The organism is Methylobacterium tarhaniae (assembly GCF_001043955.1).
GTDB lineage: Bacteria > Pseudomonadota > Alphaproteobacteria > Rhizobiales > Beijerinckiaceae > Methylobacterium > Methylobacterium tarhaniae.
In genome coordinates this window covers 1-766 of sequence record NZ_LABZ01000348.1, presented here as the reverse complement: position 1 = coordinate 766, position 766 = coordinate 1, and the positions used below count along the sequence as shown (strand labels likewise).

Sequence of the window (766 nt, the reverse complement as noted above, 5' to 3'; positions counted from 1 at the left end):
CACGCTCGGCTGGACCATGGCGGCGGGATCCGGCCGCATCGCCGCCGACCTCGTCAACGAGCGCGAGACCGAGATCCCGGCGCCGCTGGCGGCGTGATCGGACCGGCCCCCGGTGCGGTGCATCGGGGGCCGCTGCCCTAGGGTCGAGGCGCAATCGGCTCGCCCCGGATCGAGGCCGTTTCCCCTCGGGATGTCACACTCAGCCAAGCTGAGTGGTCATGCCTTCCGGATGCATTCGAGCACGAGGGCATGATGCGCATCATCGAAGAATGCGGCTGCCACGGCGCGCGGACGGAAGACGGCATCGGCGTCGCGATCGTCTGTCGTAGCGGCTATGGACACACCGCCCGGCTGCCCATTCGAGGCGACCGGATCGTCGCGATCTATGTCACGCGCAATCCCGACAAGCTGGGGCGGCTACCAGGCGATCCTCCCCATTAGGGACTTGCCGCCTACCGCACCGTGACCTGGTCCTTGATGCGCTCGTAGGTCGCCCGGCTCAGGACCCGCTTCGACAGGAGGTCGCTCGGCGACGCGTAGGGCCGCTTGGCGATGATCGCTCGGCCGATCATGCCGCCGCCGCGCAGGCCGTTCAGTTCCGCCAGGCTGGCGGTGTTGAGGTCGATGGCACCCGTCGCGGCCGGTGGCGGTTCGGCGGCCTCGGTCGTCTCGGCCTGCGGCAGGGGCGCGGACGGGACCGGCGGTGTGAAGACCGGGGGAGGGGAGGGCTCAGGCGAGGGGGCCGGAGCCACGCTCGGCATCGGGA

2 protein-coding genes are annotated in these 766 nt (G+C 70.6%); one reads left to right on the top strand and one right to left on the bottom strand.

The features are described from left to right. Positions 1 to 249: 249 nt before the first annotated feature. Positions 250 to 441, top strand: a complete 192-nt coding sequence (locus VQ03_RS33500) for a hypothetical protein (RefSeq protein ID WP_157064322.1) — start codon at positions 250 to 252, stop codon at positions 439 to 441. Between the two features lie 11 nt (positions 442 to 452). On the opposite strand, the gene VQ03_RS29845 is transcribed toward VQ03_RS33500, so the two are convergent. Next, the coding region (locus VQ03_RS29845) for a helix-hairpin-helix domain-containing protein (RefSeq protein ID WP_048454562.1) at positions 453 to 766 on the bottom strand (314 nt) is incomplete at its 5' end.

What these genes read in the sequence shown, in the direction of transcription:
- VQ03_RS33500 (WP_157064322.1), top strand. Translation starts at nt 250, where the DNA reads ATGATGCGCATCATCGAAGAATGCGGCTGCCACGGCGCGCGGACGGAA.